This window comes from Chlamydia pecorum E58, from assembly GCF_000204135.1.
GTDB lineage: Bacteria > Chlamydiota > Chlamydiia > Chlamydiales > Chlamydiaceae > Chlamydia > Chlamydia pecorum.
Genome location: NC_015408.1, coordinates 327,347 through 353,011, shown reverse-complemented (window position 1 = coordinate 353,011; position 25,665 = coordinate 327,347). Strand labels below are relative to the sequence as shown.

Sequence of the window (25,665 nt, the reverse complement as noted above, 5' to 3'; positions counted from 1 at the left end):
GCTAAATTCCTTTAGACCTCCAACACTCGAATACCCAAAACATCCCCCAAGGCAAGGATCTCCCCCCTGCCAACCTTTGCGCCATCAAGGATAATATCTACACCTCGAGAAGGATGCACTCCCAAGTTCAAAATGCTCCCTGGAGCGAGCTTCAAAAACTCATCCACAGCAAGTCCATACCTTGCAACTTCAGCAACAAGCTTACAATGTCCTGGAAGGGGAGCTGCGGGAGCCTCGTGGTCCTCTGGAAGAGGAGCATCTTCAGGCTGTACATTAGGGTAACTTGTAATCTTAAAATCTCCAGATTTTGGGTCTAAGAAGCGTCCCCCGAAAAACTGCTGTTTGTGTATAGAAAGCATCGCTCCGCTCTCTGCCGTATCAGGGTCATACAAACAGCTATCTAAAAGAATAAACGATCCCATAACTACCTGTTTCCACTCTTCCTGGGTAAGATGACAATAGCCCACCTCTACAGAAAGAGAAAGCAAACGAGTTTGGTCTATACTATGCACATCAAACTCTTGCTGCATCCCAGAGAAAAATTTCTGACAACTATGATACGTTGCTTCAGGAAAGAGTAACTGAAAACGAAAAAGATGTGCATCTAAATAGCAAGAAATCTCTATAACCTGGACCGTGCCTTGGATTTCCCTTGCGGAAAAGCTCGCTTCTCCTGTGAGCTTTGCCGCAAGAGAAGGAACCCATCCCAACTCCTCAAATAGCTTACATACCTCTGCAGAAAAATAATAATGGAATCCTAAAAGCCGATCTTTTTCATAAAAATATGATGCCAAGCTGGAGTCATTAAACACCGCAACCATAAGCCTTTGGAGCTCTTCTTCTGATGTCAAAAAAAACATCTCTCCATGTTCCCAGGGTTGCACCAACATAGGCTGGATAAACACACGTGCACCATATTCCGAGGCCGCCTGAGCCGCAGCTAAAGGACCTCGGTAATTTATGGTAATCTCGACATCTTCCAAATGAAATTTTTCTTTGAGTTTTTGCTGACACGCTTCCTTGGGAAATCTAGGAATTGCAAAGCGCTCTTCTGGACGCTCTAAAGAACAAAGAAAGTCATTGCGATGTTTTATCCAGCTTGCGCTGGGTTCCGCAGCCACTGCCATAAAGGGTTCCTCTTACAATCGCGCTTCTTCTATTTTATAAGGAGATTCCTGTTGCTCTTGTTGCTGTTGATTTTGTCCCTCACGCTCTTGCTCCTTATCCTCATTATAACGAATTGCAGAAGCAATCATATGCAATGGGGTCTGAATTTCCTCTTGTCGAGGCAACTGCACCACTTGAGATCCTACGACAAACTCTGCCAAGCGCAAGTTACGAGCATATAAAGCGCTTACCAAACTCGAGAGCTGCTCTGCATTATTTGAGACCAACTGCGCTGCTTGCACGGCTTGAGAAGGATCCTGGAAATTCGAAATGTTCACAGAAAGCTCTTCTCCAGATTGCATTAAAGTCAAATTTGCACCTACAAAAACTTCAGGAATTTGATGTGTTGCTTCTAAAACAAGCTCTACCATCTGCTGTCCTTCCAACTCAGAGATCGTCATAGAACTTACTGTAGATAAAATCACCTCTCCTACCCAGCTTAAATCTACAGAGGCTACAGCTACTGTTGAAGACATGGATTGTACTTCCTGAACCGCAACGCTAGGAAGATCAAAAAGAGCAATGCCAGCAGCAACTTGTTCATTGACGAAGAATTTTGCTCCTTCTTCTTCTTCTGCCGCACTATCCTCTTCTTTAGAAGCTACAGCAGAGCTTTTTTCCTCTATGCGTTTGCCATCCTCACTACGCCCCTCGCGTGCTTGCGTTTTCGAAGAAGAAGATGAAGAAGCACTCTTCTCCTGACGCGATGATTGCTGGCTGCCCTCTAAGGAAAACACCTTAACTTCACGACTATCTTGAGGTCCTAAGGCATCTTCTCTGCGCTGTGGTAGATGATTTTCTGTTTTGCAACTGTACTCTGAAGTTCTATTCAATTCCATGACACTAACTCCCCCCCGTTTCACGTTGTTTTTTCTGACGCAACTGATGAAGCAACTGCCCCATCTCATCTTGCTCTTTTTCTTCAGCCCGAGCTTCCTCTTTAAGAGCCTCTTTCAACCATTCTTCCTTATGCAGACGCGTTTTTTCTTCCTCTTTTCGTCTTTTCATGAGGTTGACTTCTGCTTTCTCGAGTTCTTTAGCAGCAACCAGAACGGCATCCTTCTGCTTATTTACCTTTTCTTCCTCTTCAGCAAGCTGCACAGCGACGATCTTTATATAGGACTTTATCTGTAAAATCGCATCGCTTGTTGTGCCTTCATCCAGCAATTCTCGTAATTGTTGGATTTTCTGCATATAATGATTTTTAACCTTGTCCCTTTCGGCTTCTTTTTCTCGCAGTTTTTCTTGTTCAATCTCTAAAAGACGCCGCTTCTCCTTAACAATTTTTTCTGCTCTATCTACACGATCCTTTTTAACAATAAGAACAGGCTCTAACGGGTATTTTGCCACAATCCCCTACTCTTTAACGGAAAATCGCCCGCAGCTGCTGCGCTGCTTCCTCGTAATTGGTCTTTTCATGAATATCTTGCTTCAAAAAGCGATTCAGCTTGTCAATATGATCTATTGCAAAGTCCACTTCGCGATCCGAACCACGTCGGTATTCCCCAATCCGAATTAACATCTCATTCGCTTTGTACTTCGCCAACACCTCACGAGCTTTTCCTATGATGCGGCGCTGTTCTTCAGGAACAATCGCCGTAAGCAATCGGCTTATGGAAGCCAACACATCGATCGCAGGATAGTGGTATGCCTGTGCCAATGCGTTGGAAAGAACAATATGTCCATCTAAAATAGATTTTACCTCGTCCGCAACAGGCTCGTTCATATCATCTCCTGCAACAAGGACAGTATAAAATGCCGTAATCGTGCCTTTGTCAGACGCTCCTGAACGCTCAAGCAATCTTGGTAAAGTGGAAAATACTGATGGCGTATATCCCGCTCTTGCTGGAGGCTCTCCCGCAGCTAAACCAACTTCCCGTAAAGCTCTGGCAAATCGCGTGACAGAGTCCATCATTAACACGACAGTTTTTCCCTGATTACGGAAATATTCTGCTATTGCAGTACCAACATATGCTGCGTTCAACCGCAATTGCGAAGATTGATCCGAAGTAGACACGACAATCACAGAGCGCTTCATGCCTTCTTCTCCGAGATCCCCCTCGATAAATTCACGGACCTCACGTCCCCGCTCACCGATCAAAGCAATAACATTGATATCAGCTTCTTCTGCATTTCTTGCGATCATCCCTAAGAGAGAAGATTTTCCTACACCCGCACCTGCGAAAATCCCTATACGCTGTCCCCGCGCTACAGTAAGCATCCCATCAATACAACGCACTCCCGTAGATAAGATCGTTCGTAATTTTTCCCGGTGTAAAGGATCTGGAGGGGGGCAGAAAATAGGATAGGTCTCATCCACATTCACTAGAGGACCTTTAAATTCTGTATCTATAGGTTCTCCAAGCCCATTTAACACACGTCCTAATAGCCCATCTCCAGCACGGATGTGTAAGGGAAGTCCTGTGGGAACCACCTCAGAAGCAGGGCTCACGCCCGTGAGTTCTCCTAAAGGAGAAAGAAACGCAAAGTTTTGCGTAAAGCCAACAACTTCTGTAACTAAGGGCTCTAGCCCATGACGCTTTACTAAACAGACTTCCCCAACGCGCACGTTGGGAACGACAGCTTTGATTAGCATCCCCACGACTTCAATAATACGTCCCACTACAGTCGTAAGATTGACATCGCCTAGCCGCGCCATCAAACAGTCGAAGTCTGTTGTTAACTGATCCATGTTAACCTAGTTGTGTCGTCATAATTGTTTTTATACTACTTACAGAAGTTCCTACAATGCTCGCAAAAAGTTCGGCTCTTTGTGTGGCTCTTTGCACAGCATATTGCACCTTTAAGAAGTTCGCTAAATTTTCTCTCTCTCCGTTTCTGTCGGAGAAATACAACAGAGCTCTATTTAACACTTCCTCTCCAGAAGAGATCCAATTGATCACCTTTCTCGTTAAGGAGTGCTCAGCATCTTCTTCCTTATCTTTCTGTAAATCTTGTTGTGTGCTTTCCGCTATCGCTCCAAGATCTTCATTGATTAAATCCATGACCACCCCAACAGCATGAAAATGCTCCTGCTCTAGGTTTTTGGGAGTTTGCCCTTCTTCTAAAGACACACGAAACTCCCCGAGACGCTCTCGGAGATTGTTAATTTGTTCTTTGAGCTCTTCAGAATCAAGGGCTTCTTGCAATTCAGGATCTACCAATGAAGCGTTCTCATCCTGCATCATCGCCATAGGATTCGGTAAAGCATTTGGCGCGATAACATCTGAAGAGAGTTTTGCCTCTCCTCCTAAAGTAAATGCAGGAATCTCCTTTTTCAGTTCACTTGCTAGCGGAGTCCCTAAAGATTCTTTCACAGAGGAAGACTCTTGCTCCCCATCAGAACCTGCAAGGAACTGTATAGGATCTATCATAAGACACCATATATGTTATATTCGACTAACCCAAAGGCCCTGCGCTTTTTGCGACTAACGTCTCATGCCAATCTAATACGGACTGTGCAAGACTTCGTGTAGATTCCACTTCACAATGTGCCAATACCTGATCAGCAAGTTTTAAGCTCTGCTCTAAACTTTCACGGCGAACTTCAAAAGAGCTTCCCTGCTGCAAAACGATCATCATATGTGTTAGGGAAAGAAATGCTTTAATGCTCCAATTATCATTTTCTTTTTCTGCCAAAGCTCTTAGTTGCTCTTCTGCACGGATCAGATCCATCTTATGCAATGAAATTAACGCCATGCCCAAATCACATCCATGATGCTCAGGACGAAGAATATGTAAACTTTGAAAAATCTTTTTTGCGCTATCTTCATCACCTTGTTTAATTGCAACAAGGCCTGCTTCAAACAATAAAGCAAAATCTGCTTCAAATACTTCCAAATCTGCCATAAGTTTTCTCTTATATTATTAACTTCCTTTCACTGCTCTTGCCATCGTGATCATTTCCGTATTCACGGCAGTCAAGATGTTCGAAACAGATTCCATATACTGGGACAAAATCTGCATGCGAAATTGCAAGTTAAACATAGTTCCTAAGTCAACAGTTCCTTGCGTTGACGTCTCGAGCTCTGTTAAATATTGCTGTACTCCTTGAACGTATTTACATACGCCGTTGAGCATCTCATTAAAGTTAAATGCGGAACAACTGCTTCCCGTAGTAGTCATAAAATCTCCCCCTTACTTGGTTTACATCATTTTACGGTTCATCCGCCCAAGAACTTTCTGTAAGGCGAGATATCCCGCGAGCAGGGCTTGCTGCTTTTCAAAAGACTCCTTATGAGCACCCTCTCGTAATGCAGCATTTAATTTCTGCACTTTATCCTGTACGCTAGCTTTGATTTCTTGAGCTTTGCCCAAATCTTGCATATCTTTTTCTAAATCAAACAGCGTAGGAGATTGTTTTTCCTCTTTAGCTGCAGAATTTTCCATATTAAACATAAACTATTTACCCAAATACAAAAGAATTAATAAGTTTTGATCTATTTATTGTAGTCTATTTTATATTTCAACCCTTCCTTCTCTAGAAAAATCGCATTTGGTTGTATACTCGTTACTGTCATCCCATCGATAAGATCACCACGAGTTAAAATTCTGCCATTCACAACAACGTTGATGCTGATATCTCCATATTTAGAATATCCTGTCACACGATAACGATTAGGATAGCGAAGATTTAAATTGACTATGCCTTCTTCCGCAGGAAGCATCACTGCAAAGTTCTTCACTAAACGTACGCCGGGAATATTGGAAAGCTCTTGTACTACCGTGCGAAACTTCTCTGCGGAGTCATTATTTACATAGCCTGTAAGGATCACCTCACCATTAACAAAAGACACATGAATATTCGCAAAGCCGTTTTGAAGTAGTTGCCCTGAAATAACCTTTAACATTTGCGACTCAACAACCACTTTGTTCTCAAGCAAAGAAAGATAGTTGAAATGAATGTTTAGGTAATCTACGAGGCAACTCGCCTGATCTGTAGTTTTCACATATCCCGTAATGACAAACTTCCCAGGTTCTGGAGAGCTCATGCTAACACCCTTAAACTCAGGACGCTTCGACAAGAAGATGTTCATTTCTTGCCATACAGCCTCATCATCGATGACGTTGTCATCGATGGATTTCACAAACGCTAGCGTGTCTACTTTGTACAAAAGCTCGCTTTTATCTATGCTATTCTTTACATGTCCTATTAAAAACAACTGTCCATTGGTTTCATTAAACGTATAGCGCACTGTAGGGAATTGCTTTACGATTCTTTCTAGGTCTTCGTTGTAATTGACATGTTCCAAAGGAACGATTTCTTTGGTGTGAAACAGCGAAGCTGTCCCCACACCAAATAAAATTGCCAACCCCCCAATAAACAACGTCAAAATAAACGAACCCGTAGGGAGAGTTGCCCGCTTTTGTTTTTCTTCTTCTTCCTCCAAAGCCTGTTTAGCAATAGCTTCAGCATCTTGAGGTCTGCCAAATAAGCCATAATCCTCGGGAGCAAAAGTCGCAACAATGGTATTGGAGGGAGCCTGATGATCCACCAAAAGAAATAGCGTTGTTCCTAAAGCCACAACTTGGTTCGCAGTTAACGTAGAGGAATGCTCGATTTTCTTACTTTCTACAATTACGCCATTCTTACTCCCAAGATCTTCTATCATGATCACATCATCAGAACCCACAGAGATCTTCGCATGCTGATGTGATACGCTAATATCGTTAAACACAATATCTGCAGATGCTGGGTCGGATCCTATAATGTACGACCTTCCCTCTTCTAAAGAAAACTCCGCGCCAATATTTGCTCCTGCAAGAACTTTCAGCAGGAATCTCGGAGGAGGGGAAAGATCTACTGAGACGCTTTTATGCGTTCCCTCTTCCACCTCAGCAAGAAAAATCCCTTGATCAAACCGAAATAAATCTTGGATGTTAAAGGGAGCCAAGACATGATCTTTATTGTCCTCATGCTCTTCTTCTCCCTGGCTTTCCTCTTTGGGAGCTCCCTCTTCAAGCTCTTTATTCTCCTCAGGATCTGCATCCTCTACAATATCAGGATCCGCATTCTCATCCCCCTTTTCTTCTTGAGAGGATTCTGCTGCAGGCTGAGAAGAAGAAGCCGCTGCAGGCTGGGGCTCCTCAGATGGAGCTTCTTCAGGACGTGCTTGCTCAGCCTCAGCAGGGTTTTGGGGCGCGTCTGGCACAGGCGCAGCTTGGCTTGCAGAGGCTTCAGGCTTTGGAGATTCTGCTTGTGAAGAAGGCGGGGGAGAAGCTTGTGGTGGCACCTGCTCTTCAGGAGAAGCTTCGTTTTCTTCCATAATACTCTTGGACTCTTGGGGTTGTTCTTTTTCTTTTTGAGGAGCTTTCGCTTCTTTTACAAAAGTTTCTGATGCTTTAAGATCTTCGGGACTCTTTGAATGTGCTCCGCTCCCTTCAGCTTTCGCTGAAGATAAAAATGCTTCCGCAAGCTCCTGATCTTTTGCTGTCGGCGCCGAACTTTTCTCTGAGGCTACAGAAGCTTGTTGTGAGGAAGGCTCTGCCGCCCTCTGCGCTTGCTGTCTATTACTATCGGCAGAATTTCCCGAAGCATTAGAAAAATCTTCTGCTGGTAAGGAAAAATCATAAACAACATCATCAGCATCAAAGATCTCAGGGAAAAATGTGTATTGGTTGCTCCCTAAGGAAATGATATCCGAGCTTTTTAATGCTACAGTTCCTGAAATCTGCTTACCATTTACTAAGATAGGAACAGAAGCATCCACATTAGTGATTGTATATCCATCTGCTGTCTTTTGAATTTTCGCTTGCGATGGAGCTAACGCTGGATCCTCAATAGGAATGTCATTGGAAGCTTCGTCCTTCCCTATCAACCAGCTCTCCCCTTGATCCAAGACAAAAACCACACCAGACAAGGGGCCTTCGTTAATAACTAACCGTGCTGCCATGTGTACTTTCCCCTATGTGCCTACTGCTTTTGTTCCGAGTTTAATCCCAAATCTTCCAACCACGCTTCCGAAAAATTCATGAAACACTCTATATGCCGAGCGAAATCTTCAGGAGACACCTCCCCTGAAAACTTCCGGATCATCATAATCTGACCCTCAGGATCTAATCCTAACGAACTTCCCCCGGTTTCTCTTCCTAAAAAGTTCGCAACCATCATTTGTAGGTAAATCTTTTTTGTATCTGCAGAAGGCGGCAAGGTCCCTAAGGATGTACTTAAAACAATGTCACTATCTGCATTTTGCTGAACACGCACTTTTATTACCTCGCCTATAGGCAAAACATATGCCCCATCTGCATCAAATTCCAGGGTTGACGTTATACCCATATACGTGGCAAAATTTTTTATTAATTTCTCCAACATAGCTTGTTGTCTTTTTCGTACAGAAGCTTGCGATCTCTTTTCTTGAGAAGGCCTCCTTCGCTCTTAAATCAAGTTATGCCAACACAAACTTTAAAAATAAAAACGATTTCTTGTTTTTATAAACAACATCATGAACTTTTTTTTTTATCTTTTTCACTGTAAAGAACTAAGCTCTAAGAAAAAAAATAAATAGATTTTATGCGCAAGCTAGCAATAACTTTTAAAAACTAGAGCCTTAACATGCTTTCTAAGAGAATTGCAATATCCCCTGATGAAAGCTTAGAGTATTTTTGATAATCGTATATGTCAAGAATTGAATTAGATGTTAAAAAATCAACAGCTTACAAAAAAATTCGAGCATGAAGATAAAACTGCATTCTGAAATACGTGAGAACATTTTTTCTGATATATTTGCCAATGTTTCTTTGCTGCTGACAATAAAAAAAGATTTTCTTCGTGCATACACGGAAGGTTGAACGTAAGCTGACTTTGGATTTTCTTGCTGAGAAATTCCATATCAAAATATGAGATCCCCCTAGAATCTTGTTGCGATACACATGTCCTAGGGACGGTAAAATCAAAAACAACACGCTGGGGAATCTGCGCTAAATTTTCTAAGGGGATCTCATAAAATGGCTTGGAAAGCTGGGATGAACCAAAACAAATAACCTCATAAGGATCAGAAAAAGACAAATCTTCATAGGAGATCGCCCTATAGGGAAGCGTAATCCTATGCTGTGAGCAAAACACGATATTCTTAAATCCTACGGCATACAAACTCGCTGCAATCTTTCTATTAATAGCAGAGTACCCCACAAATAAAAGAGAGGAAGCTCGAGACTTCCCATAGGCCTCTAAGGTTTCTAAAACTAAAGACTCCATAGTTACCTGAGATCTAGGGAAAAGAGTTCGTGACCGCAGAGCTTTACCTTCTTTAAGTGCCTTCTGAAATAAAAAATGCAAAGCAAAAGGAAGTTGACGGACTGAGGAGGCTTTAAGATAAGCTCGCTTTACCTGTCCTTGAATTTCTGTCTCGCCCAAGATTAAACTCTCTATCCCACTAGTAACACGAAAGAGATGCTCGAAACATGCTCTCCCTCGATATCCATAAGGCTGAACTCCTAATGCAGAAATTCGCGAAAACAAAGCGGTCTGAGCAGCCTCTTCACTTTCAGAGCAATAATAGAGTTCTGCTCTATGGCAGGTTAAAAGCAACACATAGGCACCACGAACCCCAAGCAACCTCTGGGCAAGATGTGCATCTTCTTCCAGAGCGGCTAAGGAAACAATCACGCGCTCACGATCTTTTAACGCAGCATTTCGATAGCAAACTCCGACAACTCCTAACATCATAGCTCTATTCTAAAAGAAACAAAAACCCCTGCTTATATAAAGTACGCTCGTTGTATAGACAAACAATACATTAGTTACCATGAAATCCTATCTCCCTAATAAAAAGACAGGACAAACTATTTCTTCCTGCTTGAACCGGAAAAAGAAAATATAGTAGGATCTCCAGAACACTGTGGATCTTTATTTCATTTGCCTAAATCCTATATCGCTTTATCCACGTAAAGTTTATCTATGAGAAACATAGATACACAAATGCGTTTTATCAAGACTCACTCTCATGACAACATACTCGGAAGCTAGCATCATTTCCCTAGCCTCTTTAGAGCATATCCGCCTGCGCGCGGGAATGTACATAGGCAGACTAGGAGACGGCTCCCAACCCGAAGATGGTATTTATACTTTATTCAAAGAAGTTGTAGATAATGCCATTGATGAATACATCATGGGGCATGGAAGCTCTTTAGAGATTACCTCTAAAGAGAATACGCTTACGGTTCGTGATTATGGGCGAGGGATTCCCTTGGGGAAGCTTATTGATTGTGCCTCTAAAATCAATACGGGAGCAAAATATACTGAAGATGTCTTTCATTATTCTGTAGGGCTGAACGGCGTGGGGCTTAAGGCTGTCAATGCTCTATCCAGTGAATTTACTATTCGCTCTATACGCAACAAAAAATCTCTTAAAGCATATTATCGCCAGGGAGTGCTTCAAGAAACTCAACAAAGTTCTACAAAGGATCCCAACGGCACGGAAGTTTCCTTCACTCCAGATGCAGAAATTTTTGCCAACTTTCGTTTTCAGCAGGAATTCCTAATCAAAAAAATCCGTCAATATACCTATGTGCACCCTGGACTAGAAATCTTATTTAACTCGGAATCTTTTGTCTCTAAAGAGGGCCTCAAAGACCTCTTTCATGCAGAAGTTCCTCAAGGAGCGTTGTATCCTCCTATTTTCTTCCAGAAAGATAAGCTCTCGTTTATCTTTTCCCATTTAGACACCCATACAGAACGCTATACTTCCTTTGTTAATGGCCAGGAAACTCTAGATGGAGGAACACATCTGAGTGCCTTTAAGGAGGCTGTAGTTAAAGGGATCAACGAGTTTTTTGGGAAGAACTTTGCCACAAACGATATCCGCGAAGGACTTATGGGATGCCTTGCCATAAAGATTTCTTCTCCTATTTTTGAATCACAGACCAAAAACAAACTAGGCAACACCCAAATCCGCACGCCCTTAATTAAGGAAATCAAGCAAGGCATTATAGAGTATCTACGTAGCGATAAAGCCACGGCGCATCTCTTATTGGAAAAGATAAAAACCAATGAGAAAACACGCAAAAGCATACAACTTATTAAGCAAGGGATCAAAGAGAACCAAAAAAAGACCCATTATAAAATTCCTAAATTACGTGATTGCAAATTTCACTACCATGAGCAATCTCTTTATGGTGAGGCCTCTTCCCTATTTGTTACAGAAGGAGAATCGGCCTCTGCATCGATTTTAGCTTCCCGAGATCCTCATACCCAAGCTGTATTCTCTCTTCGAGGAAAGCCTATGAATGTCTTTTCTTTAGAAGAAGCAAAGATGTATAAAAATGATGAGCTGTTTTACCTTGCGACAGCTTTAGGCTTTGCTAAGCATGGCCCTCAACAGCTACGTTATAACAAAATTATTCTCGCGACAGATGCAGATGTCGATGGGATGCATATCCGTAATCTGCTCATCACATTTTTCTTAAAAAGCTTTCTTTCTTTAGTGACAGGAGGGCATGTATTTATTTTAGAAACCCCCTTGTTTAAACTCCGCAATCACGAACAGACTATTTATTGCTATTCGGAGCAAGAAAAACTTGCAGCCATACAAGCTCTTGGGAAAAAGAGCGCCTTAGAAATTACAAGATTTAAAGGACTAGGGGAAATCTCCCCCAAGGAATTCAAAGCGTTTATTGGTCCTAAGATGCGCTTAGCTCCCGTAACAATTTCTGATCCTTCAGGGCTGCCTTCTCTATTGCAATTCTACATGGGGAAAAATACAAAAGAACGAAAGCAGTTTATTTTAGATAACCTCATTACAGATGTGTAACCATGCATGACGTTTCCGAATTGTTTAAAACGCAATTTATGCATTACGCCTCCTATGTAATTTTAGAAAGAGCCATCCCTCATGTCCTTGATGGCCTAAAGCCTGTGCAACGGCGTTTGTTATGGACGTTGTTTCGCATGGACGATGGGAAAATGCACAAGGTCGCCAATATTGCTGGAAGGACCATGGCGTTCCATCCCCATGGGGATGCAGCCATTATTGAAGCCCTCGTTGTTCTTGCAAACAAAGGGTATCTCATCGAAACCCAAGGAAATTTTGGGAACCCCCTAACAGGAGATCCCCATGCTGCTGCGCGTTATATCGAAGCGCGGCTCAGTCCTTTAGCGAAAGAGACTCTGTTCAATACTGATCTTATGTGCATGCAAGACTCCTATGACGGTAGAGATCAGGAACCCAAAACCCTTCCTTCGAAGCTTCCTTTACTCTTATTACATGGGGTAGATGGCATTGCCGTAGGAATGATGACGAAAATCTTCCCTCACAACTTCAGCGAGCTCATACAAGCACAAATTGCACTATTAAAAAACCGTCCCTTTACGTTGCTTCCAGACTTCCCCTCAGGAGCCCTCATGGATGCAACACAATATCAAGATGGTTTAGGTTCTGTGCTTCTCCGTGCGAAGATTCAAATCTTGGATGACAAGACCTTGTTAATTCAAGAAATCTGCCCCTCAACAACAACGGAAACCCTCATTCATTCTATAGAAAATGCTGCGAAGCGAGGCGTGATAAAAATCGATTCCATTCAAGATTTCTCTACAGATCTCCCGCACATAGAAATCAAGCTTCCTAGAGGGGTCCATGCTGAAGCTCTCCTCCCCGCGTTATTTGAACATACAGAATGCCAAGTAGAACTATTTTCACGCCCCACGGCAATTCACCATCACTCCCCGATAGAGTGTTCTGTCTCAACAATATTAAAATTCCATACAGAGGCACTTCAAGAGTATCTCCAAAAAGAACTGCAACTATTATTAGAGCAATTAGAGCGCGAGCACTATCATAAAAGCTTAGAATACCTCTTTATAAAACATCGCCTGTATGACCCTGTCCGAGAGCGTCTCTCTAAAGCAACACGAGTATCTCAAGAGCATATCCATCAAACTATTCTTTCTGTTTTGGCTCCTTGGCTTCCTGAGCTTCCCGCTCTCCCTACAAAAGCAGACACAGGTCAGCTAGCTTCTTTAACGATCCGTAAAATCCTTTGTTTCCGAGAAGAGACCTATAAAAAGGAGATCTCTGCCTTAGAAAAAAAACAACTCGCTGTAAAGAAAGATCTCAGCAGAATTAAAGAATACACCATAAAGTATCTTCAAGATCTCCTAAATCGTTATGCTCATCTAGGAAAAAGAAAAACTCAAATTACACAATTTAAAAACCAAAGAAAAACACTTTTAACTATTTAAATAAAAACAAACTCTTTTAAGAATCTGCAGATTTATAACGAGATTCTAGCGAATATAGAAAAATATTTCTTATTCGGAGTAAAATATGCTTAAATGTAGAGGCAGGAATATGGAACCTCGTCATATATCTTCCCAAAATATAGAAGCTCAAGCGGTACGCTCCCCACAAGCTAAGGTCCCCGAAGATCTTTCTGCAGCAAATATGTCTTTTGAAGGCTCTATAAAAACTCTAGATCAGCTCCGCCAAGCACTGATCCAAAAAATGGGGGCAGAGAAAGGTCAAGAGATGTATGACAAATTCTTGAATTCTATTTTAATTTCTTGCTTTGGCACAGTACATAAAGATATGGACCGAGCACAAAAAGCATCCAAAAGAATGCGCTCCATATATAGAGAATAATCATGCAGGCAACGTTTTTCTTAGCCTCTCCCTTGGATGACGCTGTCTCCTGCAGCTTTCTACACACTCCCAAACGCTGGGCCCCCCTAATCAACCACGATCTTTACCTTGACCTTATCCTTTACAAACACACTCTCTATCTAGCAAAACGCCTTGAAAAATTTCCTTTACCTATAGATATATGGCAGCAAACTCTTGCTCATGTACGTAGTCTTCTTACCCAGAAGTTTTGCTATCCATCTCCTCCTTCTGTAGTTTTTCTTGCGTGTTCTCATTATCGCATGATCTCTTCCGAAGAACTTCTTCTTAAGAAGTGTGAACTTTAAGCCTCTCCTGAAAAGCTGTCTCTCGGAGAAACGTTCTCCGTAAAATTCTTTTTAAACAAAGATCTTTAATAAAGAATTCTCCTAGAAGCATAACTTTCCCGATATTAAAATATATGAAACAACAAACTCTTTGTAATATGACAGAGGCTTTATCCTTCACAGTTACAGAACCAACGTTGATGCGCTTGGATAAGTATTTAGCAATGATGTATCCCGAGTATTCCCGAGCGTTTTATCAAAAACACATTGTAAATCACAATGTGTTTATCAATGGAGAAGTTCAGACGAAAGTGTCCTCTCGTCTCTCTGAGGGAGATGTCGTTACTATACACATTCAAGAAAAAGAAGAGCTTTCAGAACTCCTCCCTGAAGAGATCCCTCTGCATAAGGTATATGAAGATTCCATGATTATTGTTGTGAACAAACCCCGAGATATGGTGGTTCACCCCTCTCCCGGTCACCATGCCGGGACAATAGTGCATGCCCTTCTTCATGAAATCGGAGAGCGATTAAAACAAGAATTCCCTGAAGAGCCCTGGAGGCCGGGGATTGTGCATCGTTTAGATAAAGACACCTCAGGACTCCTCATTACAGCAAAAACCCTAAAGGCAAAAAAAATTTATGGAGAGCTTTTTGCAAAAAAGCTTTTACAAAAACGATATCTTGCAGTTTGCGTTGGCAAGCCTTTGCAAACTCAAATTCATACGCGCCTTGCGCGTCATCCACAAAAAAGAAAGGAATTTACCGTCTCGTCTGTAGGGAAAGAAGCTACAACACACTGCCAAGTTCTTGCTTATAATGGCAAACTTAGCCTTGTTCTTCTCTCCCCAGAGACAGGAAGAACTCACCAACTTCGCGTGCATATGAAGCACTCGCATTCTCCGATTTTGGGAGACCCTATCTATGGCTCTTCTTCAGCAAACCGAGTTTATGGCCTTGACAAACAACAGCTCCACGCCTATAGCTTAGATTTCATCCACCCAGAAACGCATCAACCTCTAAAACTCACCGCTGCGTTACCTGAAGATATGAAGGCTTTAATACTAAAAGAATTCCAAAATAGCTTTATTATGGATAAAAAGCTCCTGGGTTTTATTTAAAATCAAGAATTGGTTTCTTTATTTAAAAAATATTAAAATCATTTTATTGAGTTCGATTTTTACCTATCTCCTAAAAATGCGAATTCTCCTAAAAATGCGAATATAGTTATAGGATTGCTTTATGAAAGACTTTTTAGCCTATATTATCAAAAATCTTGTCGACCGTCCGAATGAGGTTCATATTAAAGAAGTTCAAGGAACCAACACCATTATTTACGAACTCAGTGTAGCAAAACCTGACATTGGGAAAATTATTGGCAAGGAAGGGCGTACAATCAAAGCGATCCGCACGCTACTTGTTTCCGTAGCTAGCAGAAACAATGTAAAAGTCAGCTTAGAAATTATGGAAGAAAAGTAGGGAGCTTTTCTTCCATAGAAAAATCAACTGTATTTTTTAGCAGAAGCTGTCAAAGTATCGGACCGAGCAGGATTCGAACCTGCGGCCATTCGCTTAGAAGGCGAATGCTCTATCCACTGAGCTATCGGTCCAAATCTTCCTACCTAAACGCCTTTTACACATGATAGCAAATGGCTTGTACCCACAAGTATAAGTCTCATGATAAAAAAGTCAATTGTGACTCTTTCTCTAAACTTTATCGTGTTCCTCGAAGAGCGTGTTCTTAAAAAATTAGACTTGTTTCCAAGAAAACTCTATAGTACCCCTAGGATAGAGTGAATGGAGTAAGACAAGTGAACAAAGACAAAATGATTCTCATCGCAGGCCCTTGCGTAATAGAAAGCGAAGAAGCAGCACTACAGACAGCAGCGAAGCTTCATGAACTGTTGGCCCCCTATGCAGATCGGATCCGATGGATATTTAAAAGTAGCTATGATAAGGCAAATCGTTCTTCTCTAGCTTCGTATCGGGGACCAGGGATCCGAGAGGGATTAAACATCCTTGCTAAGATAAAAGCTACATATGGCGTGGAGATCCTCACAGATGTGCATTCTCCCCAAGAGGCGCATCAAGCTGCAGAAGTGTGCGATATCCTTCAAATTCCTGCTTTTCTTTGCCGACAAACAGATCTTCTTGTGGCTGCAGGAGAAACTGGGGCCTGCGTAAACATAAAAAAAGGGCAATTCCTCTCTCCTTGGGATATGCAAGGTCCTATTGATAAGATCCTATCTACAAGAAATGACAATATTATGCTTACAGAGCGTGGATGTTCTTTTGGGTATCAGAACCTTATTGTAGATATGCGTTCGTTAGCCGTGATGAAGGGTATGGGCTTCCCCGTAATTTTTGATGGCACGCATGCTGTACAACTTCCCGGAGCGCTAACCACACAAAGTGGGGGACAGACAGAGTTCATCCCTACGTTAACACGTGCAGCCATCGCTACGGGAATTCATGGGTTATTTATTGAAACGCATCTGCAGCCTGCTATGGCAAAAAGCGATGCAGCCTCCATGTTAGATATAGAAACCTTTGCTTCTTTATTGCCCATCTGGGATCAACTCTTTACTTTTGTACAATCCTTAAATCTTCTTCCTGTATGACAAGATTTATTGTGTGTGGTTTTTTGGGTCTTCTGGGGATGTTACTTTTGGCGTGTGGGACGCTCTTTATCATGCTCAATTTTAGTAAATTCTGTGAGCCGCCTTGTGATAAGAAACGTACAGAAGCTGTCCCTCCTTTTTTAAAAATTAAAAAACTTGGAATACGTAAGGAAATTTGCTCTGCTCACCAAAAGTTTTTTCACTGTGACATTATTAAGTCACATATAGAGCTGCGTATCGCCCGCAAGGACGTCTCCTGCAAAGAGTTTCTTTCTCGAATTTCTGGGAACATCCGCACTCAGGAGTTAGATAGAATCATGCTATTTCAGGGCAACTCAGGTCTTTTAGATTACCTAGACGGGATGTTAAGTATTCACAATTGCTGTTTCCGCATTGACTCACTGAATGAGCCTCTAGACCCAGAAGATCGTATCTCTGGAGGCATGAAAACGTTCTCTCTATCTTTACTAAGGAAATAAGACTTATGCCTATACTCTCCGTGCGTAATCTTGTTAAAAAATACAATAAAAAACCCGTCACTAACGATGTTTCTTTCGATATCAACCCTGGAGAAATTGTAGGTCTTCTTGGTCCTAATGGTGCAGGGAAAACGACAGCATTTTATCAAACTGTAGGGTTAATCCGCCCAGATGCAGGACAGATCCTGTTTAAAAACATTGACGTAACACGGAAAACCATGGACAGTAGGGCTCGTTTAGGGATTGGTTATCTTGCACAAGAACCCACAGTATTTAAAGACTTAACCACAGAAGCCAACTTATCCTGCATTCTTGAAATTATCTATAAAGGGCGTAAGCAACAATCCCACTTGCTTCACACTCTTGTTGAAGATTTACAATTAACCACATGCTTGCATAAAAAAGCCGGCTCCCTATCTGGAGGGGAACGTCGAAGATTGGAAATCGCTTGTGTCCTTGCATTAAATCCTAGTGTGCTTCTTCTTGATGAGCCTTTTGCAAATGTCGACCCCTTAGTAATTCAGAATGTAAAATACCTCATTAAAATCTTAGCCGGAAGAGGAATTGGCATTCTCATCACGGATCATAATGCTAAGGAACTCCTCTCTATTGCGGATAGATGCTATCTTATTATCGATGGGAAGATTTTTTTTGAGGGCTCTGCATCACAGATGATCACCAACCCCATGGTAAAGCAACATTATTTAGGGGACTCGTTTACCTATTAGCCAAAAGACAGCACGCAGTTTTAATCTAGGAACTCTTCATCTGAAAGAACCTCTTGAGCTATAGCTTTTATTGTAGCAATCCCCTCGGGGAAACCCAACGTAAGAAGCAATTCATTTATAAACTCAAGTTCTGCATACAGCTGGTCATTTAGGAATTCCAGGCGTGCTAATTTTTGGTGCACTTGTGTGGGATGCATAGAGACTTCTCCTCATACTGTTTCATAAAAAGAAAGAAGCAAAAACTATGCCACCATTTTTTGAGCTATAAAAAACCTCTATGAGGGATCCTTTAACCTATTAAACTTCTTGCTAGGCTTAGGTACATTTGATTCAAAATCTGCAAGGAAGTTGCAACAACTGTCCATTCTTGCTGCATAGAGGTTAAATGCATCTGAAGCTCTAACTGGAAATTCTGCCCTAAATCTGCGAATCCTTGTTGATCTGCCTGAATCGTCGCCTGAAGTGGGAACATCCCTCCATTAATAGAATTCCCTACCAACCCTGAAACTAAAGCATCTTCTAAAATTTCTAAACGAGACTGCCACTGTTCCTGACCACCCGTAACCTTAAACGTCCCAGCAACATCGCCAGCACTAACACTTAAAGGACTTAGATATACCTGCAAAAGAACTAAGGATCCTGAAATTGTATTTAAGTTATCTTGATATAAAGCTAAAGAATCTAGAATCGTCGTACGTTGTTCATTTGTAATGGTGTTATCCTCAAGAACACGCTCTTTTTGTTCTTTAAGAGTGGTTAAAGCCTTCTGTGTTGCTGCTAAATATAAAGCTGCTTGATCTCGTTCTCGGTCTAGTTTTGCCTGGGCACTCTCTTGAGATCCTGGGAAGGTGTTATCTCCTCCAGACCCAGACCCAGCTCCAACAGCAGGCTGTTGCCCTACATAACTCGCAAAGTTAAAATATGTCGCTCCGTTTACATATTGCGCTATAGCTTCGATCATCGCATTGCCCACAGAAGAACCCAAATTGCTATAGTAAAGTTCCCCATAGATACTGTTTAAGAAGTCCACCTCTTTTGGCATATAACGATCTATAAGAACTGAAGCCACAGCCGAAGGAAGAGGCATAGCGCGCACTTCACTTGCTTGAGCAACAAGCTGCTGTGCATAAAGATTTTGCTCTAATGAATTAAACTGCTTCTGCTCATTTTGCAACTCCTCAACTTGAGACTGAATAGTTTCTGACTCTACAGCTGCTAAAGCCTTGTACCGAAAATAAGCACGAGCAGTAGTTTCTGCAAAACTTTGTGCCCAAGATGTCACTTTTGGAAGAAAACCTGTCGAGCCAAAATTTAATAATACTTTGTTAACGGATACTTTAGAATTGTCATTACTATAAATAGTATAATTCTCGTATGTATTTGTACCTGTTGTACCTAAAGTAAATTGCCCACTATTAGTTACTATTTGGTCCATGGCCTGCTTCATTCCATATGCCAACCCAAAGCCTGACCCTGTTATCTCTTCTGCTGCTGCATTTATAGCTTGTCCTACCTCAGTCATTGTTGCTGAAGGTTTATTTGCTAGCACTGTAGCTGCGACAAAATACGCCCATACAGCTCCTAGATACTGATCAATTCGAAACCTTTTCAACGATTCTACAGCATTGTTCACGAGCTGCTTCTGGTTTGCAGTTAATTCTTTAAAACGAGAGTTTATAGCTCGAGCTGTTTGTAAAGCTCCAGAGATAGAAGCACTGGTTACGTCTATATTCGCAGTGCTTAAATCAATAGGCGCAAAAGTCCCCATCAAAGAGGTCATGAAATTTGTCACCAAAGAAAACACTGTTCCTTGATGCTGATTTACATATACACTCCCAGCAATAACAGTATCAAAGGAATTCAGAGCACTCACCTGATCCTCATACAAATCCGAGATATTCTGACAGAAAAAGATTTTATCATTTCTTGAAAGCTCAGACTCACGAATCACTGTAGCGAAATTCTCTCCAGCATTAGCAACTTCTAAAAGTTCTTGCTCAGTAAACTTGGACATATGGCTAGATAGCTCTAAAAGCTTTTGCTCTATTGGTAAAAAAACCTCAAACTGCTCAGTAGTAAGCAGAGCTTTGATCGCAGTCAAAATATCTTGAAATCCCTCTATACGAATATCTGCGAAGGTTTGCACTAAAGTTTGTTCATTCCCAAATTGATCAGCTAATTCATTCGTAAACTCTACTTTCTGCGTTCCCGTTAACGTCTCCGCTCTTTGCATTGCTGTAAATATCTGTTTAGGAAGACTATAAAGTAGAGTAAAATCCTCATTTGTTAGGTTTGTTCCCGCAGCGACTAACCTCTGAACTTCAGCTTGAATTTTATTAAATTCCTCCCGATTGCTCGAGCCATTTACAAATGCCATGATTTTAGTTAACACAGTATTAATCCCTGTGATGAGATTTTTCGCCCAGTTTTGCTTTATGCCATTATAATACGTAATTTCAGATGTAGAGCCCGGCGTCCCTGTCCCTGGAGTTGTGGCAACTACAGAAATAGAATCAGAAAAAGATGAAAGAGGCTTTTCACGCCTCGCAACTGCACATAGTGATTTCATTCCTGTGCTCTGCTCTGCGTCATATTTATGCATCCTCTCTTGCAAATGACGATAGCTCTCGTTAGATTTCTGCTCTAAAACTTGCAATAACCTCTGAACAATAAATTTTTCTGAAATAATGTTCTCATAATGAAATACTTGCTCTAATAACTGCTGTGGCTGCTGTACAGGAACTTTTAAAGAAAGATCTGTAGGAAGTCTTCTGCAAAGCGCTAAAATAGAAGAACTATTCATCATGGCAACGTCCATTCATGGTTGACAACATTATTTTTTATTAACATTACCATGATTTTTTTTATTTTTAATTAAAATAAAAATGCTGTTTTCTTAAAAAACGAACAAACAACACCATAAGAAAAATAAAAAAATCAAAACAAAAATAGTTTTATAGAAAAATCTTCAAAAGAAAGAGAATAAAAGAAAAACAAAAGATAATTTTTTCTATGTCTTCTTTTTCTTCTATTTCATTATGTCCAAAAACGAGCTCTGGAGAGGGTGTGCATGTGATTAATTTAAATCACAAATATTCAAGGTTTAATCCTCATGCACAACCTGCAATCAACATAGAAGAATTAAATTCAGGGATTTATGCATTAAAGCATTTAGCTCTTGCCTTACAGTCAGCCCAAGCTTCTCCGGAAACTTTTATTAATGCGAATAACACAGCTTTTCCTGTTTCTCGAGCGACATCTTCTTTTAAAAAACCTATAAAAAGTTCTGCCCCTATACCTAAGACAATTACAGGAACTACAGTTGCCGCAATTCAAGAAAACGCGGCGTTGGCTTTAATTCCTGAAGCTCTCCAAGGTCTGAATGAGTTGATTTCAACAGTGACTGCGATAGATTTAAGTAGGCTATCCACAATTGCTACAACACAAATACTTCTTTCAAGCTATCAAGGAAAAACTTCTTTATCAGATGTAGAACAAAGAGCAGTATTCTCTGGAGTTTCAGTACCATCTCCAGAAAGCCTTGCTACATATGTCAAAACTGAACAAGCAGCAGAGATCCAGCAAGGACAGACAGAACTAAGGGCAAAATTAGAAGCATCAAACACACCAGAAGAGACTATTACACAGGCCCTAGCAGCTTATGAAACCTCCTATGTTGAGACCTTTATTGCTGAAAATATTGAAGAACATCTGCTGGTATACCGCACTCATATCGGAAGCATCATCAAGGACATGAATCAGGCCTTACTAAGTATCCAATTACAGATTCCTGCAATGACGCCCGAAAATGTCAAAGAAATCAATGGACAAACGATGCTACAAGCTATTTGTAGTGGGCTTCAAGATGCCATGACTCAAGAACCTTCTTTAGGAGGAGACTCTGAAGTCATTCAAATGATTCAAGTTCTTTCTCCTTTGCTTACAAAGCAACCTTTAACAGATGCCGACTTATCTACAATTTACAGAGCTACAGAACTCCCCAACAAAACCGCCTTAGATCGCTATTTGACTGCATCACAAGCAGCAACATATAGAGATAAAATTACAGGAACCTACCAAACCTTAATTCTTAATCTTAATGAAGCACGTAGAGCTATAGATACTCAAAGAAAAGCTGTTGAAGAACAACTTGCTCTGTTTCAAGAAACCAACGCTACCATGACAGCATGGATGGAGTGTGCATCGAAACTAAAAACCGCTTTTGAGGGACAATATGGCTCCTCTATGTTAACCGTTTCTATGGAGCTCGATGCTGCTCTTATCAGTATGTCTTATGCTTATGAAAACCTAACCTCTGAAGAAAAAACACTATTAAATAACTACGTTAATCAGTTCTTAAATATCCGAATTATTTCAGGAGGAGATGTTGTTTTCGGCTGGATCTCCAAAACTGAAGTTTACCAAATACTTGCGGACTACTGCATACATAATGCCGTTACTACAACAGATCAAATGAAAACTTACACTAAAACTCAAGGAAGAGAACTTGCTCAAAGGCACTTTTTTTCTGACATCGGGAGCAAAGTACAATCTATAGCTGACGATAGCAGTTTTGCAAATTACTATATCGAAAAAAACGGCAACTACTACCCCGACTTAAATAAATATGTAACTCAAAATTTATTAAGTGTGGGGAGTATATCTGATACCTTTGTTTCTCAAGCACAAAGCTTACTACAACAATATTCTGCAGCAGCTAACGCCCATATCCAATCGCTACAACAGCAAATTGCAAGCTTAGAAACCCAATATGAGAATCTAGATCCCGGGACAGCTTCATTTACAAATCAAAGAACAGAAGCTGTCCAAGAATGGTTACGCGCTAACAGTTTAGGATCTGCATTTATTTACATGATTTTAAACTCTCAATTACCGAAGCAAGCAAACTTTCTAGAGCCTTTAATTAAAGAAATTAATTTTAACAACCTAGCAGCAAACGCCCTTAACAATCTGTTATCTATCACTAATAGCTTTGCCATTACCTCTGTCTACTACAATTTCTCGTCCTATTTAATAGAAAGTAAAGAAGGAGCAGACCTCTTTTGTGGTGATTACTTCGATACTATCGTAGGAATGTCACGCGAACGTGAATACATCACTAGAGATTCTGAGCAATGTAAACGTGCATTAGCACTTGCAAACTCTCTACTTGAACGGATAAAGAACCTTGAAGGCGTCGATAAGGCACAGCTGGCAGTGATGATTAACTCAGTTACTCGCTACAAATACTCCCTGGCGATTACTTTAAATCAGCTTACGGTCTTAGATTCTCTATTTGTAAGTGTAACTGTTGAACCTCAAAAAGAGGGGAGCAGTCAAGATACCTATGATAAAGATACATTTAAAATTACCAGCTTTAAGGATTGGATTCCAACTCTAGCGGCTCTAGAAGGATTTATTGCTAATGGCTTTCCAGATATCACACCGACAGGGGGATTGAGCCCTATATTTTCTCAAGTGCAAACGGACCAACAAAATTATACAACACAAAGCCAAACGCAACAGTTGAATTTGCAAAACCAAATGACAAACATCCAGCAAGAATGGACATTAGTTTCCACATCTATGCAAATTCTAAATCAAATTCTTACACAGTTGGCTGGAGCAATTTATAATTAACGTATAAATTACAAGCTTTTAAAAGCATCCAGTAAAAAAACGCACCTCTCTGGTGCGTTTTTTATGCTATACTCGCTTCTAAGAAAACTCTTATCAAGAAAAATACCGAAGCAAATACATACCTGGATAGGTATGTATTTTATCTAGCTAAGATACGCTGCGTATAGAGACCCAAGGTTGACCAGAACCTGTTGGATAAATTGTGTGCGTGTATCAAAAGAAAGCATCTTACGTTCTGCAGCAGCTTTAGTTCCATCCACGAACTCCTGCATAAGCTTCCCTAAGTACTTCTGCATAGACTCACTAGGAAGCTGAACATAAGGATACCCAAACTTAGGAGGCTTATTCACCTCTGACATAAGCGCTTGTTTAATCTCAGCATCATTCGCATTAGGATTATTTTGAAGTACTGTGGATAAGCTCTCCAAAGCTCCTACACGGGCATAGATATCTCCGTAAGTTTTGCTATCTTCAGCTATGCTTCTAGCTACACGCTGACTGAGATCCTCAGAACCCCTAGCTCGCGTTTCTGTTCTCCTAGGAACAGGTTGCGACAATGCAGACTGTGTTGCTGCATCTAAGGCGTTTCTACCACGATCATTTATAGAGCTTAGCGTATCCGTTAGAGACTGATAAGCACTATAGCCATCTGCAAACCTCTTGCTGCTTGTGCTGGAAGAGGCACTGTAAAGCTGTTTTACAGATTTCGCTACAGGAGCTGCTGCGGCTTGCGGAACACCAGCAGAGACCATAGCAGCAGAGGCAATCTGCCCCATAGCATCAATTAAGCCTTCTCGAGTTTTTGCTTCTGCCATAGTTTGCAGAGCTTCTTCTACAGCAGCTTGTGCTTCTTCTTCTGTTGTAGCAGAATCATTAGCAGCTACAGCTTCTGCTTCTGTCTCTGCTTTTTGAGCCTCTCCTCCAACAGTAGTTCCGCTTTGGAATAACTCAATCATCTTTCTTAAGCCAGATAGCACAGTCGCTGTGCTTTCGCTTTCTGCATCATCTAATAGCAAAGCAACTCTCACGTTCCCAACAGAAAAAGAACGATGCTGAGCACTTCCTGCAGAAGCTGCGCCTCCTGAAGAAGGAGCTTCTGCAGGCTTGATATTTTGAAGAGCTGCTTCTGCGGCTGTCACACGCGATAGAGCTGTCTGTAAAACGGGAGAATTTGGATATGTTTGTAGAGCGTTTTGAATTGTCTCCTTTGCTTGGGTTATTTGCGCATTCGCAGCGTCAATATTTGCCTGGGAATTATTTGCCATAGCTTGTTGTACACTACCATAGGCATCTTCCCCAGCATTGTAAGCATCTATCAACACTTTAGTAATTGCTTTTGTCTCTTCCGTGACAGTGTCCATTTGTGTTTTTAATGCTTCAGCAGAAGCTGGGACTCTCCCTAAAGGAGGGCTCTCCTCTGCATTCATTTCATCTAGCTTTGCTTCCACTGCAGCAGCATTTTCTTCACTTTTAAGTAGCGCAGCATTCACAAGGTCAATATTAGCTAATGAACTCGCAGAAGATTGATATTGTTTGTTCTCCTCCAATAATCTAGAAATCTCTTCCAAATCTGCGTATACTTGAGTTACTTTTGTATTTTTCTCTCCCCACTCTGCAGCTGTAGTCTTCTGTTCTTCAGTAGCAGTATCCTCTGCAGCAAGTTCATTCATTTTATTCACAGCTTCTTGTAAAGAGACAGCTGCTGCTTGCACTGCACTATAATCTGTCGAAGTTAAAAAGGTATTATATGCTGTTTCAGCTTGTGTTTTATAATCATCAAAAGTAGGCGGAGGCGGGGTTGGATCAACAGGATCTGTAGGGTTAGTCGGGTCTGTTGAATCTACAGAAGGAGAGGTGTCAGGCGAGGTTGTAGGGGTAGAAGATGCAACACCAAGAAGTCTATTGACCAATGAAGACAAGGCATTACGAGCAGCACTTAAAAAACTCCACGTCTCAACTGCTTGAGGCGTAGGGCCCTCTGTTTTTTTCTCCTGCGTCTTAGAAGCCGCTTCTGTAGAAGAAGCTGAACTCGCATCTTTAGAAGCGAGAGGTTCTATAGGAATCTGTTCATGCTCATTCGTGCCAAGAGGATTAACCATAAAAAAAACAACAAAACTTTTATTTTATTATAAAATAAAAACTAAAAA

The 25,665-nt window shown here is 41.2% G+C and carries 24 protein-coding genes and 1 tRNA gene; 10 read left to right on the top strand and 15 right to left on the bottom strand.

Annotated elements, in window-relative coordinates:
- Positions 1–11: 11 nt before the first annotated feature.
- The 11 genes from sctQ to hemA all read right to left on the bottom strand — a co-directional run bounded on the left by sctQ (position 12) and on the right by hemA (position 9,835).
- Positions 12–1,127, bottom strand: a complete 1,116-nt coding sequence (gene sctQ / locus G5S_RS01535; protein WP_013712422.1) for a type III secretion system cytoplasmic ring protein SctQ — start codon at positions 1,125–1,127, stop codon at positions 12–14.
- 12 nt (positions 1,128–1,139) lie between these two features.
- Positions 1,140–2,006: a DUF5421 family protein gene (locus G5S_RS01530; RefSeq protein ID WP_013712421.1), complete on the bottom strand. Its 867-nt coding sequence runs from the start codon at positions 2,004–2,006 to the stop codon at positions 1,140–1,142.
- 4 nt (positions 2,007–2,010) lie between these two features.
- Positions 2,011–2,517 (bottom strand): hypothetical protein, encoded by a 507-nt coding sequence (locus G5S_RS01525; protein ID WP_013712420.1) that lies wholly within the window; start codon positions 2,515–2,517, stop codon positions 2,011–2,013.
- A 13-nt stretch (positions 2,518–2,530) separates the two neighbouring features.
- Positions 2,531–3,859 (bottom strand): type III secretion system ATPase SctN, encoded by a 1,329-nt coding sequence (gene sctN, locus G5S_RS01520; RefSeq protein WP_013712419.1) that lies wholly within the window; start codon positions 3,857–3,859, stop codon positions 2,531–2,533.
- A 1-nt stretch (position 3,860) separates the two neighbouring features.
- Positions 3,861–4,541: a CT668 family type III secretion system protein gene (locus G5S_RS01515; protein WP_013712418.1), complete on the bottom strand. Its 681-nt coding sequence runs from the start codon at positions 4,539–4,541 to the stop codon at positions 3,861–3,863.
- Between the two features lie 25 nt (positions 4,542–4,566).
- Positions 4,567–5,016 carry a CdsG family type III secretion system protein gene (locus tag G5S_RS01510; protein WP_013712417.1) on the bottom strand — a complete coding sequence of 150 codons (450 nt, stop codon included), beginning with the start codon at positions 5,014–5,016 and terminating at the stop codon, positions 4,567–4,569.
- Between the two features lie 18 nt (positions 5,017–5,034).
- Positions 5,035–5,292 carry a type III secretion system protein CdsF gene (gene cdsF / locus G5S_RS01505; RefSeq protein ID WP_021756300.1) on the bottom strand — a complete coding sequence of 86 codons (258 nt, stop codon included), beginning with the start codon at positions 5,290–5,292 and terminating at the stop codon, positions 5,035–5,037.
- 21 nt (positions 5,293–5,313) lie between these two features.
- Positions 5,314–5,565: a DUF5398 family protein gene (locus G5S_RS01500; protein ID WP_013712416.1), complete on the bottom strand. Its 252-nt coding sequence runs from the start codon at positions 5,563–5,565 to the stop codon at positions 5,314–5,316.
- Between the two features lie 41 nt (positions 5,566–5,606).
- Positions 5,607–8,060 carry a type III secretion system inner membrane ring subunit SctD gene (gene sctD / locus G5S_RS01495; protein WP_013712415.1) on the bottom strand — a complete coding sequence of 818 codons (2,454 nt, stop codon included), beginning with the start codon at positions 8,058–8,060 and terminating at the stop codon, positions 5,607–5,609.
- A gap of 20 nt (positions 8,061–8,080) precedes the next feature.
- Complete coding sequence (locus G5S_RS01490) at positions 8,081–8,482, bottom strand: type III secretion system chaperone (protein WP_013712414.1); 402 nt, start codon at positions 8,480–8,482, stop codon at positions 8,081–8,083.
- A 333-nt stretch (positions 8,483–8,815) separates the two neighbouring features.
- Complete coding sequence (gene hemA, locus G5S_RS01485; protein ID WP_013712413.1) at positions 8,816–9,835, bottom strand: glutamyl-tRNA reductase; 1,020 nt, start codon at positions 9,833–9,835, stop codon at positions 8,816–8,818.
- Positions 9,836–10,112: 277 nt separating this feature from the next.
- Between hemA and G5S_RS01480 the strand changes: the two genes are divergently transcribed.
- The 6 genes from G5S_RS01480 (at position 10,113) to G5S_RS01455 (ending at position 15,529) form a co-directional block, all read left to right on the top strand.
- Entirely contained in the window at positions 10,113–11,918 is a 1,806-nt protein-coding gene (locus G5S_RS01480; protein ID WP_013712412.1) for a toprim domain-containing protein, read from the top strand.
- A gap of 2 nt (positions 11,919–11,920) precedes the next feature.
- Positions 11,921–13,345 (top strand): DNA gyrase subunit A, encoded by a 1,425-nt coding sequence (locus G5S_RS01475; protein ID WP_013712411.1) that lies wholly within the window; start codon positions 11,921–11,923, stop codon positions 13,343–13,345.
- 109 nt (positions 13,346–13,454) lie between these two features.
- Positions 13,455–13,745, top strand: a complete 291-nt coding sequence (locus G5S_RS01470) for a CT656 family putative T3SS effector (RefSeq protein ID WP_021756295.1) — start codon at positions 13,455–13,457, stop codon at positions 13,743–13,745.
- A 2-nt stretch (positions 13,746–13,747) separates the two neighbouring features.
- Positions 13,748–14,071, top strand: coding sequence for a hypothetical protein (locus G5S_RS01465; RefSeq protein ID WP_013712409.1), 324 nt, complete (start codon positions 13,748–13,750; stop codon positions 14,069–14,071).
- 137 nt (positions 14,072–14,208) lie between these two features.
- Positions 14,209–15,171 carry an RluA family pseudouridine synthase gene (locus G5S_RS01460; protein ID WP_041467069.1) on the top strand — a complete coding sequence of 321 codons (963 nt, stop codon included), beginning with the start codon at positions 14,209–14,211 and terminating at the stop codon, positions 15,169–15,171.
- Between the two features lie 121 nt (positions 15,172–15,292).
- Positions 15,293–15,529: a KH domain-containing protein gene (locus G5S_RS01455; RefSeq protein ID WP_013712407.1), complete on the top strand. Its 237-nt coding sequence runs from the start codon at positions 15,293–15,295 to the stop codon at positions 15,527–15,529.
- A gap of 58 nt (positions 15,530–15,587) precedes the next feature.
- Here the strand turns inward: G5S_RS01455 and G5S_RS01450 are convergent.
- Positions 15,588–15,660 (bottom strand) — tRNA-Arg (locus tag G5S_RS01450).
- Positions 15,661–15,861: 201 nt separating this feature from the next.
- Between G5S_RS01450 and kdsA the strand changes: the two genes are divergently transcribed.
- The 3 genes from kdsA to lptB are packed head-to-tail and all read left to right on the top strand — an operon-like array spanning position 15,862 to position 17,878.
- On the top strand, positions 15,862–16,671 hold the full coding sequence (gene kdsA, locus G5S_RS01445; protein WP_013712406.1) for a 3-deoxy-8-phosphooctulonate synthase: 810 nt from the start codon (positions 15,862–15,864) through the stop codon (positions 16,669–16,671).
- A complete protein-coding gene (locus G5S_RS01440; protein ID WP_013712405.1) occupies positions 16,668–17,150 on the top strand; it encodes a DUF1137 domain-containing protein in 483 nt (160 codons plus the stop codon). Before kdsA ends, G5S_RS01440 begins: the two co-directional genes overlap by 4 nt.
- 5 nt (positions 17,151–17,155) lie before the next feature.
- The gene (lptB, locus tag G5S_RS01435; protein WP_013712404.1) at positions 17,156–17,878 is read left to right on the top strand and encodes an LPS export ABC transporter ATP-binding protein; all 723 of its coding nucleotides are present in this window, start codon (positions 17,156–17,158) and stop codon (positions 17,876–17,878) included.
- Between the two features lie 20 nt (positions 17,879–17,898).
- Here the strand turns inward: lptB and G5S_RS05025 are convergent, their stop codons facing one another.
- The gene (locus tag G5S_RS05025) at positions 17,899–18,075 is read right to left on the bottom strand and encodes a hypothetical protein (RefSeq protein ID WP_013712403.1); all 177 of its coding nucleotides are present in this window, start codon (positions 18,073–18,075) and stop codon (positions 17,899–17,901) included.
- A gap of 92 nt (positions 18,076–18,167) precedes the next feature.
- Positions 18,168–20,684, bottom strand: coding sequence for a CT620/CT621 family type III secretion system effector (locus G5S_RS01430; protein WP_041467068.1), 2,517 nt, complete (start codon positions 20,682–20,684; stop codon positions 18,168–18,170).
- A 206-nt stretch (positions 20,685–20,890) separates the two neighbouring features.
- Here G5S_RS01430 and G5S_RS01425 point away from each other — a divergent pair, with 206 nt between their 5' ends.
- Entirely contained in the window at positions 20,891–23,518 is a 2,628-nt protein-coding gene (locus G5S_RS01425; RefSeq protein ID WP_013712401.1) for a CT620/CT621 family type III secretion system effector, read from the top strand.
- Positions 23,519–23,661: 143 nt separating this feature from the next.
- Here the strand turns inward: G5S_RS01425 and G5S_RS01420 are convergent, their stop codons facing one another.
- Positions 23,662–25,617 carry a hypothetical protein gene (locus tag G5S_RS01420; RefSeq protein WP_013712400.1) on the bottom strand — a complete coding sequence of 652 codons (1,956 nt, stop codon included), beginning with the start codon at positions 25,615–25,617 and terminating at the stop codon, positions 23,662–23,664.
- Positions 25,618–25,665 lie beyond the last annotated feature (48 nt).